The following is a 15,081-nucleotide window of genomic DNA, read 5'->3' on the forward strand; positions in this document are numbered from 1 at the left end:
TGACCGCCCTTCGCTGGTGCGCCGTCACTTGTACATCGTCTGGTTCATGGTTCCGGGGGCGTAGACCTCCGGATCGACCCAGACGTTGATGAGTGCGGGCTTGCCGGACTCGCGCGCCCGCTCCAGCGCGGGGCGGATCTCGGCCGGGTCGCGTACCTCCTCGCCGTGGCCGCCGAGGAGCTTGGCGAAGTCGCCGTAACGGATGTCGCCGAGGGTGTTGCCGACGCGGGCGCGGTCCTCGCCGTATTTCGCGGCCTGGCCGTACCTGATCTGGTTCATCGAGGAGTTGTTGCCGACGATCCCGATGAACGGCAGGTCGAAGCGGACCATCGTCTCGAAGTCCCAGCCGGTGAGGCTGAAGGCGCCGTCGCCGAACAGGCACAGCACCTCCTTGTCCGGCCGGGCCTTCTTGGCCGCCATCGCGAAGGCCATGCCGACGCCGAGCGTGCCGAGCGGGCCGGGGTCCATCCAGTGGCCGGGCGACTTGGGCTGCACGACCTGGCCGGAGAAGGTCACGATGTCGCCGCCGTCGCCGATGTAGATGGTGTCCTCGGTGAGGAACTCGTTGATCTCGTGCACCAGCCGGTACGGGTCGATCGGCCGGGCGTCGGAGTGCTGGCGGGGCAGGCGCTTCTCGTAGGCCTGGGTCTCGACCGCGCGCAGCTCGTCCATCCACGCCTTGCGCTTGGCGGCGGCGTCGCCGATCCGCCCGCTCGCGGCCTGCGCGGCAGCCGACAGCACGAGACCGGCGTCGCCGACGATGCCGAGGTCGATGTCGCGGTTCTTGCCCACCGTGCGGTAGTCGAGGTCGATCTGGACGACGGTCGCCGCCGGGGACAGCCGCTTGCCGTAGCCCATCCGGAAGTCGAACGGGGTGCCGACGATGATGATGAGGTCGGCCTCGGTGAAGGCGTAGCGGCGGCTGAGCTGGAAGTGGTGGGGGTCGCCCGGCGGCAGGGTGCCGCGGCCGGAGCCGTTCATGTAGGCCGGCACGTTGAGCGCGCGGACGAAGTCGATGGCCGCGTCGGTGGCCCGGCAGGTCCAGACCTGGCTGCCGAGCAGGATGCACGGCTTCTCGGAGTGGGCCAGCAGGTCGGCCAGCCGCTCGATGGCCTCCGGGTCGCCCTGCTGGCGGGTGGAGGCCCGGTAGTGGCCCGCCTTCGGGATGCGGGCCTTGTCCAGGGGCACCTTCGCGTCCAGCACGTCACGCGGGATCTCCAGGAACGACGGCCCGGGAGCGCCGTGGTAGCACTCGCGGAAGGCCATCGACACGAGGTCGGCCACCCGTTCGGTGCTCGGCACCGTGGCGGCGAACTTCGTGATCGGGGCCATCATGTCCACGTGCGGCAGGTCCTGCAGTGAGCCCATCTTGTGCTGGCTCAGCGCGCCCTGGCCGCCGATGAGCAGCATCGGGCTCTCCGCCCTGAAGGCGTTGGCCACACCGGTCACCGCGTCGGTCGTGCCGGGGCCGGCGGTGACGACCGCGCAGCCGGGCCGGCCGGTGATGCGGGAGTGTCCGTCGGCGGCGTGTGCGGCGACCTGCTCGTGGCGTACGTCGATGACCTCGATGCCCTCATCGACGCAGCCGTCGTAGATGTCGATGATGTGGCCGCCGCAGAGCGTGTAGATCACGTCCACGCCCTCGGCCTTGAGCGCCTTGGCCACGAGATGACCGCCAGAGATCGTTTCCGACATTCCTGCCACCCTTCTCCGCGCTGTCTTCCGCATACTGCATACCGTATGAAGGCAATGGTTACTCTCTCCCGATCGGCCTGTCCAGCCCCTCAGGGCAACTCGATCAGCTCGACCCGCTCGCCGTCCCAGCCCGGAGGCACCACCGCCAGGGCGTCCGCCAGGGCCGCTCCCCACAGGGATCCCGGCCGGTCATGGCCCACGGGCGCCGCGCCTTCCGGCGTGCGGCGGACCGGCACGAGCCGGGTGTCGCGCGGGTGCGGGCGGACCTCGCCGCTCAGCGTGCCGGTCTCCCGGGTCACGGGCGTCCCGGTCAGCCCGCGCAGGGCGGGGACGAGCAGCGTGAGCGCCGCGCCGAGCGCGGCGAACGGGTTGCCGGGCAGCCCGGCCACGAGCGGGCCGTGCGGCAGCCGCGCCAGCGCCTGCGGATGACCCGGCCGGACCGCGACCCCGTCCACGAGCACGTCGGCGCCGAGGGCGGCGAGCACGCCGCGCAGATGGTCTGCGGGCCCCTTGGACGAGGCCCCGCAGACCACCACGACGTCCGCTCCCCTCCCTGACAGGGCGGCGCGGAGGGCGGACGGGCCGTCCGGGAGGTGGACGGTGTCCGTGACCCGGCCGCCCGCCCACTCCACCAGGCCGGGCAGGAACGGTCCGATGGCGTCGCGGACCCGGCCCGCGCCGGGCCGCCCCTTGTGCACCACCTCGTCCCCGGTGATCAGCACCAGGACGCCGGGGCGGGGCCGTACGAGGAGGTCGTCGTGGCCGAGCGCGGCGGCCAGCCCGAGCGCGACCGGCGTCACCACCGCGCCCGCCTCCAGCACCACGGCCCCTTCGGGGACGTCCTCGCCGCGCCGCCGGATGTGCCGACCGGCCTCCACGGCCCCCTCCACGGTCCCCGGGCCGGCCACGGCGCGCTCGTACGGCACCACCGCCACCGCCCCCGCCGGCACCGGCGCCCCGGTGGCGATCTCCACGGCCTCCCCCGCCGCCAGCGGGCCGGGATGGACCCGGCCCCCCGCGAGCACCCGCCCGACGAGCCGCCAGGGCCCGTCACCGGCCACGGCGTAGCCGTCCATGGCGGAGACGTCCACGCCGGGCACCGCCACCAGGGCCCGCAGCGGCCCCGCCAGCCGGCATCCGAGCGCCTCGACCGGCGGCACCGGCACGGCTCCGAGCGGCTCCACGCTCCCGGCCGCGACGCGCCGCGCGGCCTCCCATGACATCGCGTCCACCACTGGATCATGCCGCACAACCGTCATCCGCAAGCTCCTTGACCCGCGTTTTTCCATACTGTATACCGAATGCAAATCCGACGCGAGAACGGAGCGCGCAGCATGAAGGTCGCTGTTCTTGGCGCCGGCGCCATCGGCGCGTACGTGGGAGCCGCCCTCCACCAGGCCGGAGCCGAGGTGCATCTGATCGCCCGCGGCGAGCACCTCCAGGCCATCCGCCGCGCCGGTGTGCGGGTGCTGTCCCCCAGGGGCGACTTCACCGCCCACCCCCACGCCACCGACGACCCTGCCGAGGTCGGGTCGGTGGACCACGTCTTCCTGGGCCTCAAGGCGAACAGCTACGCCTCGGCAGGCCCCATGATCGCGCCGCTGCTGCACGCGTCCACGAGCATCATCGCCGCGCAGAACGGCATCCCGTGGTGGTACTTCCACCGGCTCAAGGGCCCCTACGAGGGCTACCGCATCGAGAGCGTCGACCCCGGCGGCGCGGTCACGGCCGCGCTGCCCCTGCACCGGGCCGTCGGCTGCGTCGTGTACGCGGCCACCGAGATCGAGAGCCCCGGCGTCATCCGCCACCTGGAGGGCACCCGGTTCTCCATCGGCGAGCCGAGCGGGCTGCTCACCGACCGGTGCCGGACCTTCAGCGAGGCCGCCGTCGAGGGCGGCCTGAAGTGCCCCGTCGAGCGCGACCTGCGCCGCGACGTGTGGATCAAGCTCATGGGCAACATCGCCTTCAACCCGATCAGCGCGCTCGCCCGCGCCACCATGGCCGGCATCTGCCGCCACGACGGGGCGCGCGAGCTGGTCGTGGCCATGATGCGGGAGACGGTGGAGGTGGCGAGGCGCGTCGGCTGCGACCCCGGCGTCTCCATCGAACGCCGGCTGCGGGGCGCGGAGAAGGCCGGCGAGCACAAGACCTCCACGCTCCAGGACCTGGAGAAGGGCAAGCCGCTGGAGCTGGACGTGCTCCTCGCGGCCGTGGTCGAGCTCGCCGACCTGACCGGCGCGGACGTCCCGACGCTGCGGGCGATCCACGCGGTGAGCGACCTGCTGAACGCCAACCTTGTCCGCGCGGTGTAGCTCCGAATACCGTAGCCTGTATACAGAATGGAGGGATCATGAGCTATGACCGCCTGACCCGTCCACTGGTGCGCGAGAACGGCGTGCTGCGCGAGGCGACCTGGGAGGAAGCCCTGGACCGCGCGGCCGAGGGCTTCCGCCGCAACGTCGCCGAGCACGGCCCCGACTGCTTCGCGATGTTGTCGTGCGCCCGCTCCACGAACGAGATGAACTACGTCGGGCAGAAGTTCACCCGCGTGGTCATCGGCACCAACAACGTGGACTCCTGCAACCGCACCTGCCACGCCCCCAGCGTGGCGGGGCTCTCCGCCGTGTTCGGCAGCGGCGGCGGCACCTCCTCCTACCAGGAGGTCGAGGACACCGACGTGATCGTCATGTGGGGTTCGGCGGCCCGCAACGCCCATCCCATCTTCTTCCAGCACGTGCTGAAGGGCATCAGGAACGGCGCCAGGATGTTCGCGGTGGACCCGCGCCGCACCGGCACCGCCCAGTGGGCCGACCTGTGGCTCGGGCTGAACGTGGGCACCGACATCCCGCTCGCCCACGCCGTCGCCCGCGAGATCATCCACGCCGGGCTGCACAACGAGGCGTTCATCGAGCGGGCCACCGTCGGCTTCGCCGAGTTCAAGGAGTGCGTCGAGCCCTGGACGCTCACGGCCGCCGAGCAGGTCACCGGCGTACCGGCCGCGGCGATCAGGGAGCTGGCGCACGCGTACGCCCGCGCCGACCGCGCCCAGCTCTGCTGGACGCTCGGCATCACCGAGCACCACAACGCCACCGACAACGTCCGGGCCCTCATCAACCTGGCCCTGCTGACCGGCCACGTCGGCCGCTACGGCTCCGGCCTGTCGCCGCTGCGCGGCCAGAACAACGTGCAGGGCGGCGGCGACATGGGCGCCATCCCCAACCGGCTGCCCGGCTTCCAGGACATCCTCGACCCGGACCTGCGGGCCCGCTTCGAGAGCGCGTGGGGCGCCCCCATCCAGCCCCGCTACGGGCTCAACCTCACCCAGATGCTGGAGGCCATGGCCGAGGGCGAGGTCACCACCTGCTACCTCATCGGCGAGAACCCCGTGCAGTCCGAGGCCGACTCCCTCGCCTGCGCCAAGCGCCTGGCCATGCTCGACCACCTGGTGGTCCAGGACATCTTCCTCACCAAGACCGCCCAGATGGCCGACGTCGTGCTGCCGGCCAGCGCCGCCTGGTGCGAGGCCGAGGGCACGTTCACCAACAGCGAGCGGCGGGTGCAACGGGTCCGTAAGGCGCTCGAACCGCCCGGCGAGGCCCGCGACGACATCTGGATCCTGTGCGAGCTGGCCCGCCGGCTCGGCCACGACTGGGCCTACGACGGCGCCGAGGAGGTCTGGAACGAGCTGCGCTCCCTGTCGCCGCAGCACCGCGGCATGAGCTACCAGCGGCTGACCGAGCTGCAGGGCATCCAGTGGCCGTGCCCGTCGGACGACGCGCTGGAGCCGCCGTACCTGCACGGGCGGCTCTGGGAGAACGACCCGGAGCGGCGCGGCGCGCCGGCGCCGTTCGCGGTGCTGGAGCACTCGCCGCCGGTGGACCTGCTGGACGAGGAGTACCCGCTGCGGCTGACCACCGGCCGCCGCCTCGACTCCTACAACACCGGCGTGCAGTCGTCCGGGTTCGCCTCGCCGCTGCGCCGCGGCGAGACCGTCGAGCTGTGCCCCGAGGACGCCGAACGGCTCGGCGTCGCGGCCGGCGAGGACGTACGGATCACCTCGCGGCGCGGCTCGGTCGTCGCGCCCGTCTTCATCGACCCGGCGCTGCGGCCCGGCCTGGTGTTCATGACCTTCCACTTCCCCGACGACGTGGACGTCAACTCGCTGACCATCGAGGCCACCTGCCCGATCGCCGGCACCGCCGAGTTCAAGGCGGCCGCGGTCCGCGTCGAGAAGCTCGTCAAGGCCGGGTGAGACATGGACATCCGATTCCGCGACGCCGAACCGTCCGACGAGGAGCGCGCGGCCGTCGACGCCGTGCTCGGCCCGCCCGCCACCGGCTGGGAGGGCGGCGCCAGGTCCGCGGCCGACCTGCGCTTCGCCGCCCGCGCCGAGCCCCGGCGCGACCTGCTGCTGCCCGCCCTGCACGCGGTCAACGACCGGGTGGGCTGGATCAGCGAGGGCGCGCTCGACTACGTCTGCCGGCGGCTCACCGTGCCGCCCGCGGAGGCGTACGGGGTGGCGACGTTCTACTCGCTGTTCTCGCTGCGGCCGCGCCCGCCGCGGGTGCTGCACGTGTGCACCGACCTGGCCTGCCAGGCCAAGGGCGGCGGGCGGCTGCGCGAGCAGGTCGAGGAGCGGCTCGGCCCGCCCGGTGAGACCTGGCAGGAGAGCCCCTGCCTCGGCCTGTGCGAGCGGGCCCCGGCCGCGCTCGCCCTGGAGGCGGGGCCCGCGCGGCGCGCCGAGGTGTACGCCCCCGCGGACGCCGACGCCATGGCCAGGACCCCCGCCGACGCCGTCGCCGGCTCCCCCAGCGCCAACGGCAGCGGGCCGCGCCTCGACGTGGCCGGCGACGCCCCCGCCGTGGCCGCTGTGCCGCAGGCCGGCCAGGACGGGCTCATCCTGCTGCGGCGGGCCGGACGGGCCGACCCCGCGAGCCTCGACGACTACCGCGCCACCGGCGGCTACACCGCGCTCCGCCGTGCCTTCGAGCTCGGCCCCGCCGGGGTGATCCGCGAGGTCCTGGAGTCGGGCCTGGTCGGCAGGGGCGGCGCGGCCTTCCCGACGGGCCGCAAGTGGGACGCCGCCGCCCGCCAGCCCGACCACCCCCACTACCTGGTGTGCAACGCCGACGAGAGCGAGCCGGGCACGTTCAAGGACCGGGTGGTCGTGGAGAACGACCCGTACGCGCTGGTCGAGGCCATGACCGTGGCGGCGTACGCGACCGGCTGCGCCCTGGGCTACCTCTACGTCAGGGGCGAGTACCCGAGGGCGGCCGCCCGCCTGGCGCACGCCATCGCCACCGCCCGCGCCCGCGGCCTGCTCGGCCCCGACATCCTCGGCAAGGGCTTCTCCTTCGACATCGAGCTGCGCCGGGGCGCGGGCGCGTACATCTGCGGCGAGGAGACCGCGATCTTCAACTCCATCGAGGGCCACCGCGGCGAGCCGCGCAGCAAGCCGCCGTTCCCCGTGGAGAAGGGCCTGTTCGGCAAGCCGACCGTGGTCAACAACGTCGAGACGCTGGTCAACGTGCTGCCGATCCTGGAGCGCGGGGCGCGGGCGTACGCGGCGGCCGAGCCCAAGCTGTTCTGCGTCTCCGGCGCGGTGGAACGGCCCGGCGTGTACGAGCTGACGTTCGGCGCGACCCTGCGCGAGCTGCTGGAGCTGGCCGGGACCACCGGCACCACCCGCGCGGTGCTGCTCGGCGGAGCGGCAGGGGCGTTCGTCACGGACCTGGACATCCCGCTCACCTTCGAGGGCACCAGGAACGCCGGCGCCACCCTCGGCTCCGGCGTCGTCCTCGTCATCGACGACACCGTGGACCTCAAACAGCTGCTCCTCCGCATCGCCGAGTTCTTCCGCGACGAGTCCTGCGGCCAGTGCGTGCCCTGCCGGGTGGGCACCGTACGCCAGGAGGAGGCCCTGCACCGGCTGTCGCGGCGGGTCTCGCACGACGACCTGGTGCTGCTGCGCGACGTGGGCCGGACCATGCGCGACGCCTCGATCTGCGGCCTCGGGCAGACCGCGTGGAACGCCGTCGAATCGGCCATCGACCGCTTGGGAGTATTCGAATGATCCCGTTGCCGCCGCCCCGGCGGCTCATCGACGTACAGATCGACGACGAGACCGTACGCGTGCCGGAGGGCGCCACGATCCTCGACGCCTGCCGGGCGGCGGGCAAGGACGTGCCCACCCTCTGCCACGGCGACACCCTCACCCCGAAGAACGCCTGCCGGGTGTGCGTGGTGGAGGTCGAGGGCGCCCGTACCCTCGCCCCCGCCTGCTCGCGCAAGGCCGAGTCGGGCATGAAGGTCGGCACCGAGACCGAGCGCGCCCGGCACAGCCGCAAGGTGGTGCTGGAGCTCCTCGGCTCCTCCGTGGACATGTCCACGACGCCGCGCGCCGCCGAATGGAACGCCGAGTACGGCGCCGACCCCGCCAGGTTCGGCGCCGACGCGGCCACCGTCGAGCAGCCCGCCAAGGTGGACAACGACCTCTACGTCCGCGACTACAGCAAATGCATCCTCTGCTACAAGTGCGTGGACGCCTGCGGCGAGCAGTGGCAGAACACCTTCGCCATCGGCGTCGCCGGCCGGGGCTTCGACGCCACGATCTCCACCGAGTTCGACGCCCCGCTCACCGACTCGGCCTGCGTCTACTGCGGCAACTGCGTCGAGGTCTGCCCGACGGGCGCGCTGTCGTTCAAGACCGAGTTCGACATGCGGGCCGAGGGCACCTGGGACGAGTCGCGGCAGAGCGAGACCACCACCATCTGCAGCTACTGCGGCGTCGGCTGCAACCTCACCCTGCACGTCCAGGACAACAAGATCGTCAAGGTGACGTCGCCGCACGACAACCCCGTCACGAAGGGCAACCTCTGCGTGAAGGGCCGCTTCGGGTACGGCTATGTCTAGGGTCACCGTCAAGCGGCGGATCGTCCGCGTCAAGGACCGGGCCAGGCTGCCGGCCGTCGACTCGCTCGCCGCCGAGGAGCCGCTGGAGATCCGGCTCGACGGCACCCCGCTGACCGTCACCATGCGCACGCCGGGCGACGACTTCGACCTCGCCGCCGGCTTCCTCGTCAGCGAGGGGGCCGTCGGCGCGCCCGGTGAGATCGCCACCATCCGCTACTGCGCGGGCGCCACCGTGGACGGCGGCAACACCTACAACGTGCTCGACGTACGGCTCGCCCCCGGCGTGCCCGCGCCCGAGCCGCGCAACTTCTACACCACCTCCTCCTGCGGCGTGTGCGGCAAGGCGTCCCTGGAGGCGGTACGCACCGTCGCCCGCTGGAGCGCCGCCGACGACCCCGTCACGCTGCGGCCGGCCACGGTGACGAGCCTGCCCGACCGGCTGCGGGCCGCCCAGCGCGTCTTCGACCGGACCGGCGGCCTGCACGCCGCCGGCCTGTTCACCGCCGACGGCGAACCCCTGTGCGTGCGCGAGGACGTCGGCCGGCACAACGCGGTCGACAAACTCCTCGGCTGGGCGCTGCGCGAAGGACGGCTGCCGCTGCGCGGCTGCGTGCTCATGGTGTCCGGGCGGGCGTCGTTCGAGCTGGTGCAGAAGGCGGTGATGGGTGGGGTGCCGGTGCTCGCCGCCGTCTCGGCGCCGTCGTCGCTGGCCGCCGAACTCGCCGCCGAGGAGGGGCTGACGCTGATCGGGTTCCTGCGCGGGAACTCGATGAACGTCTACACCGGGGAACGGCGGCTCTCCGCCGCCCATGACGTCACCCCCAGCGCCGGCACTGGCTCTGCCGGGGCGCGTACGGCGGGGTGATGAAGCGGGATGCCGTTCGGCGCCTTTCACCAGCCCCCGGACGCCGACCGGCATCTCCGTCTGATTGCCCGCGCTCCGCGCGGGCTGGCTCGGTCGCTCGGACCCGCCGCCTTCCCTCGTCGCTCCGGTCGCTTCGCTCCCTGCGCTCCTCAGTCCAGGCGACGGCGCTCCCTCGCAAACCCCTGGCGCGCAGCGGCCCCAATCCCGTACGCGCAGCGGCCCCAATCCCGTACGCGCAGCGCCCTTCAATCCCGTGCGCGCGTTCATGGCTGCGTCCGGGGGACAGATTTTGACAACCGTTTTCATTTTGGCGCATACTGACTCCCATGATGTCAGGATTTTCCCGGCTGGGTGCGCTCGGTCTGTTGACTGCCGGCGCCCTGCTCAGCGCCACGGCCTGCGGCGGCGGTTCCGGTGTGTCGGAGGTCGGCGCGACCTCCGACGGCAAGCCCGAGGTGGTCGCCGCCTTCTATCCGTTGCAATGGCTGACCGAGCAGGTCGGGGGATCCGACGTCCAGGTGACCGGCCTCACCGCCCCCGGCGTCGAGCCGCACGACCTGGAGCTGGGCATCCAGCAGGTCACCGACCTCCAGAACGCCGCGCTCACCGTCTACGTCAAGGGCGTCCAGCCGGCCGTGGACGACGCGGTCGACCAGGAGAAGAGCTTCGACGCCGCCACCGCCGTCACCACGATCCCCGCCGGCGAGCACGAGCACGAGGGCGAGGAGGAGCACGGCCACGACGAGGTGGGCTACGACCCGCACCTCTGGCTCGACCCGTCCCGCATGGCCACGGTCGCGGGCAAGCTCGGCGAGCGCCTGGCCGCCGCCGACGCCGCGCACGCCCAGGCGTACCGGGATCGCGCCGCGAAGACGGCCGCCACCCTGACCACGCTCGACCAGGAGTTCACCAAGGGCCTGACCACCTGCCGGTCCAAGACACTGGTGACGGCGCACGAGGCGTTCGGCTATCTGGCCGACCGCTACAAGCTGAAGCAGGTCGGCATCACCCTCGACCCCGAGACCGAGCCGTCCCCCGCCCGCCTGTCGGAGGTGGCCAAGCTCGCCAGGGCCGAGGGCGTGACCACGATCTTCACCGAGGCCCTGGTGAGCCCGAAGGTGGCCGAGGTGCTGGCCAACGAGGTCGGCGCGAAGACCGCCGTGCTCGACCCGCTGGAGAGCAAGCCCTCCGGTGACTACGTCTCCGCCATGCGCGATAACCTCAAGACTCTTCAAACAGCACTGGGGTGTACGGCATGAGCGAGACGGCCTTCGCGATGACCGGCGGCCGGGTCGCCTACGACGGCAAGCCGATCCTTCGAGGGATCGACCTGACCGTCGGGACGGGCGAGGTCGTCGCACTCCTGGGGGCCAACGGCTCGGGCAAGTCGACGCTGGTACGCGCCCTGCTCGGGCTCACGCCGCTCTCGGGCGGCAGCACTCTGATCTACGGCCGCCCGCCGGCGCGCTTTCGCGACTGGTGGCGCATCGGCTACGTCCCGCAGCGCCTCCAGGTCGGCGGCGGCGTGCCCGCCACCGTACGCGAGGTCGTCGCCTCGGGCCGCATCGCCCGCCAGCGCCGCCTGCGCCGCACCAGCGCGGCCGACCGGGCGGCGGTCGCCGCGGCGCTGGAGGCCGTACGGCTGACCGACCGCGCGGGCGACCCCGTCCAGTCGTTGTCGGGCGGCCAGCAGCAGCGGGTGCTCATCGCCCGCGCCCTGGCGGGCGAGCCGGACACGTACGTGATGGACGAGCCCACCGCGGGCGTCGACGCCGGGACCCAGCGCCTGCTCGCCGACACGCTGGCCGGGCTGGTGCTCGGCGGCAAGACCGTGGTGCTGGTCGCGCACGAGCTGGGCCCGCTGGAGCCGGTCATCACGCGCGGCGTCGTCATCGGCGACGGCCGGATCGCGCACGACGGGCCGCCGCCGCGTCCCGAGGGCGAGTGCGCGCGGCCGGGGCACGAGCACCAGCATCCGCACGCCGCCGAGCCGGTGGCCGGGCCGCTGACCGGGTGGCAGGGGGAACCAAGGTGATCTTCGAACTGCTGCAGGAGCAGCTCTTCCAGCTCGCGCTCGTCGCGGCGCTGCTGGTGGGGCTGTGCGCGCCCGCCGTCGGGACGTTCATCGTGCAGCGGCGGCTCGCGCTGCTCGGCGACGGCATCGGGCACGTGGCGCTGACCGGCGTGGCGCTCGGCTTCCTGACCGGCACGGCGCCGGTGCTGACCGCCGTGCTCGTCTCCGTCGCCGGGGCGGTGGCCATCGAGCTGGTACGCGCGCGCGGGCGCACCAGCGGGGACGTGGCGCTGGCGCTGCTGTTCTACGGCGGCATCGCGGGCGGCGTCATGCTCATGGCCGTCGCGCCCGGCGGCAGCAACGCCAAGCTCAACTCCTACCTGTTCGGCGCCATCGCGAGCGTCACCCCGGCCGACATCTGGGTCATCGCCGCGCTGGCCGTGGCCGTGATCGGCGTGGTCGTGATCTTCGGCAGGGAGCTGTTCGTGCTCTGCCAGGACGAGGAGATGGCCCGCGCGAGCGGCCTGCCGGTGCGCTTCCTCAGCCTGCTGATCGCGATCACGGCCGCGCTGACCGTCGTCATCGCCATGCGAGTGGTCGGGCTGCTGCTGGTCAGCGCGCTGATGGTGATCCCGGTGGCGACGAGCCAGCAGCTCACGCGGGGTTTCCGTGCCACGATGGCGACGGCGATGGTGTTCGGGGTGCTGGCCTCGGTGGGCGGGCTGCTCGCCTCCACCGTGTCCCCGAAGGTGCCGCCGGGCGCCTCGATCGTGCTCATCGCTCTCGCCGGCTTCGTCCTGGCCCTCGGTGTCGGTAAATTCGTACGCCGAGGCCGGAGCGACGAGGAGTCCAGAGTGGGTCCAACAATGCGCGTCGAGGAGGTCGCATGACGACGAGACGCGACGCCGTGCACGACACCCTTCGTCGCAGCGAGGGGTTCCGCAGCGCCCAGGACGTCTACGCGGAGATGCGCCTGCACGGCGCCAAGATCGGCCTGACCACCGTCTACCGCGCGCTGCAGGCGCTGGCCGACAACGGTCAGGTCGACGTGCTGCGCACCGACGACGGCGAGTCCGTCTACCGGGCCTGCGCCAGCGAGGTCCATCACCACCACCTCGTCTGCCGCAAGTGCGGGCGCACGGTCGAGGTGGCCGGCCCCGCGGTCGAGCGCTGGGCCGAGGCCGTGGGCAGCGAACACGGATTCACCGAGATCACTCACACGGTGGAGGTGTTCGGCACCTGCGCGTCCTGTTCCCCGTCCGCCTCGGCAACCGGCTGAGCGGGGCGGCGCGAGCCCCACAGCACGCCGAGCACGATCACCGCGCACCCGGCGAGCTGCCAGGGCGAGGGCCGCTCGCCGAGCGCCACCGCCGACAGCGCCACGGTCGTCAGGGGCTGCACGAGCAGCAGCAGCGCGGTGAGCGCGGCCGGCTGCCGCGGCAGCGTGAACGTGATGAGCGACCACCCCAGCACCTGCGGCCCGAGCGCGAGCAGCAGCAGCCAGCCGTGCGCGGGCCAGCTCGGGGCGAGGTCCGCGCCGCCGAAGGCGGGGCTGAGCGCGGCGATCGCCACCGTGGCCACGACCGTGGCGTGCGCGAGCGGCCCGGCCGCGCGGTCCGAGCCGCCCTTCATGAGCAGCAGGAACGCCGCGTACGAGACCGACGTGGCCACCCCGGCGAGCACCCCCATGACGGGATCGTCGCCGTACGCCGCGCTGTCGAACACCCCGGAGATCAGCACCACGCCGCCGAACACCACCGGCGTCGCCACCACGAGCCGCCCCGACGGCCGCTCCCCGAACACCGCCCAGGCAGCGAATGCCACCAGGAACACCTGCAGGTTGCCCAGCACGGTCGCGAGTCCCGCGCCGACGTACGCGATGGCGTGGTGCCAGAACAGCAGGTCGAACGCGAACGTCAGGCCGGCCGCCCAGGCGAGCAGCACCGCCCGGCGCGGCAGCGGGCCGTGCCTGCGCCGCTCCAGCCAGGCCAGCGCCAGCATGGGCGGGATCGCGTACGCGCAGCGGAACAACGCCGACGTCGCCGGCGACACCTCGGCCAGCCGCACCAGCGGCGCGGAGGTGGAGATGACGAGCGCGCCGACGATCGCGATGAGCACGATACGACGGTGTGCACCCATGAAAACCCCCGTGGCCGTCGTAAGAGATACAGTTCGACCACGCTAGGATCCGGCGCGGACAGGAGTCAACATGCCGTTTGGCCATGACATGGTGCATTCTCTGGCCACCGTCGTCGAACTGGTCAACACCTCACCGGCCACGGGCGGCGAAGAAGGGCTGCCCGGCCTGGCCGAGCTCCAGGCGTTCGTGGAGTCCCGCGAGGTCAGCGGCGTCAGCGAGCTGACGGCCCGCGACCTGACCCAGGTCCGCGCGGTCCGGGAGGCCTTCCACCGCGTCTTCACCGCGCCCGACCAGCCGACCGCGGTCCACACGCTCAACTCCCTGCTCTCCTCGACCCGCATCACGCCGCGCCTGACCGAGCACGACGGCCATCCCCTGCACGTCCACTACTTCGCCGCCGACTCCAGCCTGGCCGAGCACCTGGCCGCCGACTGCGGCGTGGCGCTGGCGCTGCTGCTGGTGGAGGGCGAGGGCGAACGCCTGCGCACCTGCTCGGCCCCCGACTGCGACCACGTCTTCGTGGACGAGTCACGCAACCGGTCGCGGGTCTACTGCGACAGCCGTACGTGCGGCAACCGCATGCACGTAGCCGCCTACCGCGCCCGCCGCCGCGCCTGACCCCCAACCGCAAGGTCCTCGCCGCCAGGGCGCGCTCCGCGCGCGATCAGCGCTCGGGCAGCGCCCTGTGGGGGCAAGCCCCCACACCCCCGGACGGGACACCCATACACGCACCGGACCAACCGCGTACCCACATGGTCTCAGCCGCCGCCCGACCGTTGCCTCATTCGCCAGGACAAGGCAACGGGCCGGACGATCGAGGACGCGGCAGCGTCGAGCCGGGAGGTGAGCGCACGCGTGCCGTATCTGTTCGGGCGTCGTCGTGGGCGAACATCAGTCTTACGGGGCCCCACGTGCAGAGCAGTTCGATACTGGCGGGCGGGCAGTTGGGGTCCGGGTTGATGTACCGGCCGGCGCAGTCGCCGTGCTGGTCAGTGGCGCAGACGTGCGACCAGGTGTCAAGGTCGGCGAAGGTGTAGACCTGGGGGACGAGATCACTGCCTACGGCCATGCCTCCAGGTCGCATCCCGTGACGGATACACAGAGATCCGTACACGTTCCAGCGAGATGCCGCCTTTGTTCCGAATCAGCTCTGCGTGGCTCTGAGCAGCGCCCAGGACCCTTTCTGGCGGCCCGGTAGAGGGGTACGGGCGCCAGCCAGCTATTTATGAATGGTAACCACTCGTTACCGGAGAAAATTCGGTGAGAAATGGTTCGCTAAATGACTGCGCATTTGCAGGACGAAACGGTTGACGAGACGGCGGGCGCGACGGCGTAAGGGGCGTTGCACAGCGCCTTACACCTGGGGTTACCGCACTCTGGATTCCAGTGCCGGCGTTAGTGACTGACTGACCGACTGCAGAGTCTCAAGGTTCTCCAGGACCTCCAGATTTTTCG

General features: G+C 72.3%; 13 protein-coding genes. 10 read left to right on the forward strand and 3 right to left on the reverse strand.

From position 1 onward, the window contains the following. Positions 1 to 24 precede the first annotated feature (24 nt). Both SMD20_RS18880 and SMD20_RS18885 read right to left on the reverse strand, forming a co-directional pair. Positions 25 to 1,695 carry a thiamine pyrophosphate-binding protein gene (locus SMD20_RS18880; RefSeq protein WP_329582675.1) on the reverse strand — a complete coding sequence of 557 codons (1,671 nt, stop codon included), beginning with the start codon at positions 1,693 to 1,695 and terminating at the stop codon, positions 25 to 27. A gap of 89 nt (positions 1,696 to 1,784) precedes the next feature. After that, positions 1,785 to 2,954 (reverse strand): molybdopterin molybdotransferase MoeA, encoded by a 1,170-nt coding sequence (locus SMD20_RS18885; protein ID WP_329582678.1) that lies wholly within the window; start codon positions 2,952 to 2,954, stop codon positions 1,785 to 1,787. Between the two features lie 75 nt (positions 2,955 to 3,029). Between SMD20_RS18885 and SMD20_RS18890 the strand changes: the two genes are divergently transcribed. The 9 genes from SMD20_RS18890 (at position 3,030) to SMD20_RS18930 (ending at position 12,765) form a co-directional block, all read left to right on the forward strand. Next, positions 3,030 to 4,007, forward strand: coding sequence for a 2-dehydropantoate 2-reductase (locus SMD20_RS18890; RefSeq protein ID WP_329582680.1), 978 nt, complete (start codon positions 3,030 to 3,032; stop codon positions 4,005 to 4,007). A gap of 38 nt (positions 4,008 to 4,045) precedes the next feature. Further along, positions 4,046 to 5,947 carry a molybdopterin oxidoreductase family protein gene (locus tag SMD20_RS18895; protein ID WP_329582683.1) on the forward strand — a complete coding sequence of 634 codons (1,902 nt, stop codon included), beginning with the start codon at positions 4,046 to 4,048 and terminating at the stop codon, positions 5,945 to 5,947. 3 nt (positions 5,948 to 5,950) lie between these two features. Continuing rightward, on the forward strand, positions 5,951 to 7,768 hold the full coding sequence (locus SMD20_RS18900) for an NAD(P)H-dependent oxidoreductase subunit E (RefSeq protein WP_329582685.1): 1,818 nt from the start codon (positions 5,951 to 5,953) through the stop codon (positions 7,766 to 7,768). Beyond that, positions 7,765 to 8,607, forward strand: coding sequence for a 2Fe-2S iron-sulfur cluster-binding protein (locus tag SMD20_RS18905; protein WP_329582686.1), 843 nt, complete (start codon positions 7,765 to 7,767; stop codon positions 8,605 to 8,607). The genes SMD20_RS18900 and SMD20_RS18905 overlap by 4 nt, the downstream gene beginning before the upstream one ends. Continuing rightward, positions 8,600 to 9,472: a formate dehydrogenase accessory sulfurtransferase FdhD gene (gene fdhD, locus SMD20_RS18910; protein WP_329582688.1), complete on the forward strand. Its 873-nt coding sequence runs from the start codon at positions 8,600 to 8,602 to the stop codon at positions 9,470 to 9,472. The genes SMD20_RS18905 and fdhD overlap by 8 nt, the downstream gene beginning before the upstream one ends. Positions 9,473 to 9,837: 365 nt before the next feature. Then, the gene (locus SMD20_RS18915; RefSeq protein WP_329582690.1) at positions 9,838 to 10,731 is read left to right on the forward strand and encodes a metal ABC transporter substrate-binding protein; all 894 of its coding nucleotides are present in this window, start codon (positions 9,838 to 9,840) and stop codon (positions 10,729 to 10,731) included. Then, positions 10,728 to 11,507, forward strand: coding sequence for a metal ABC transporter ATP-binding protein (locus SMD20_RS18920; protein WP_329582692.1), 780 nt, complete (start codon positions 10,728 to 10,730; stop codon positions 11,505 to 11,507). The genes SMD20_RS18915 and SMD20_RS18920 overlap by 4 nt, the downstream gene beginning before the upstream one ends. Beyond that, positions 11,507 to 12,376, forward strand: a complete 870-nt coding sequence (locus SMD20_RS18925) for a metal ABC transporter permease (protein ID WP_329592600.1) — start codon at positions 11,507 to 11,509, stop codon at positions 12,374 to 12,376. The genes SMD20_RS18920 and SMD20_RS18925 overlap by 1 nt, the downstream gene beginning before the upstream one ends. Continuing rightward, complete coding sequence (locus tag SMD20_RS18930; protein WP_329582694.1) at positions 12,373 to 12,765, forward strand: Fur family transcriptional regulator; 393 nt, start codon at positions 12,373 to 12,375, stop codon at positions 12,763 to 12,765. Before SMD20_RS18925 ends, SMD20_RS18930 begins: the two co-directional genes overlap by 4 nt. On the opposite strand, the gene SMD20_RS18935 is transcribed toward SMD20_RS18930, so the two are convergent. Continuing rightward, entirely contained in the window at positions 12,702 to 13,604 is a 903-nt protein-coding gene (locus SMD20_RS18935; protein ID WP_329582697.1) for a DMT family transporter, read from the reverse strand. The genes SMD20_RS18930 and SMD20_RS18935 overlap by 64 nt on opposite strands. Positions 13,605 to 13,695: 91 nt before the next feature. Between SMD20_RS18935 and SMD20_RS18940 the strand changes: the two genes are divergently transcribed. Next, on the forward strand, positions 13,696 to 14,244 hold the full coding sequence (locus tag SMD20_RS18940; RefSeq protein ID WP_329582700.1) for a CGNR zinc finger domain-containing protein: 549 nt from the start codon (positions 13,696 to 13,698) through the stop codon (positions 14,242 to 14,244). Positions 14,245 to 15,081: the final 837 nt, after the last annotated feature.

The sequence above is a fragment of the Nonomuraea sp. LP-02 genome (assembly GCF_036289125.1).
GTDB classification, from domain to species: Bacteria; Actinomycetota; Actinomycetes; order Streptosporangiales; family Streptosporangiaceae; genus Nonomuraea; species Nonomuraea bangladeshensis.